We start from the raw sequence: 422 nt of genomic DNA, 5'->3' as shown, positions 1-422 counted from the left end.
GCTGACGGCCAGCGTGGTCCGCAGTTCGACATCCAGACGCAGGATGACTGGGCGGCGTTCGCCCGTCTGGGCTACCGGTTCGACCAGAACTGGCGGGTCGAGCTCGAGGGCGGCTATCGCTCGAACGACATCGAGTCGGTCGTCAACCCGCGCGCGGGCAATCCGACGGGCGTCTGCCAGGTCGGCCCGGTGGCGGGCCCGTGCGGCGCGGCGAACGGCGAGATCAGCTCTGCGGCGCTGATGATGAATGTCATCTACGACTTCGGCAACGAGGGCGACGCCCTGCGTCCGTTCATCGGTCTTGGCGCCGGCATCAACCGGGTCAACACCGAGATCCTCGGCACGCTGGGCGGCACCCCCGCCCTTCGCGCAATCGGCTTCGGCGCGGACGACAGCTCGGCCGAGCTGGCGGCGCAGTTCAT

1 protein-coding gene is annotated in these 422 nt (G+C 69.2%); it reads left to right on the top strand.

Annotated elements, in window-relative coordinates; all coding sequences use genetic code 11:
• A partial coding sequence (locus tag B3E43_RS13270) for an outer membrane beta-barrel protein (RefSeq protein ID WP_292030265.1) occupies positions 1-422 on the top strand: 422 nt, incomplete at both ends.

This window comes from Brevundimonas sp. UBA2416, assembly GCF_002343105.1.
Classification (GTDB): domain Bacteria; phylum Pseudomonadota; class Alphaproteobacteria; order Caulobacterales; family Caulobacteraceae; genus Brevundimonas.
The sequence above is the reverse complement of the archived record's forward strand: the minus strand, read 5'-3'. Positions and strand labels throughout refer to the sequence as shown.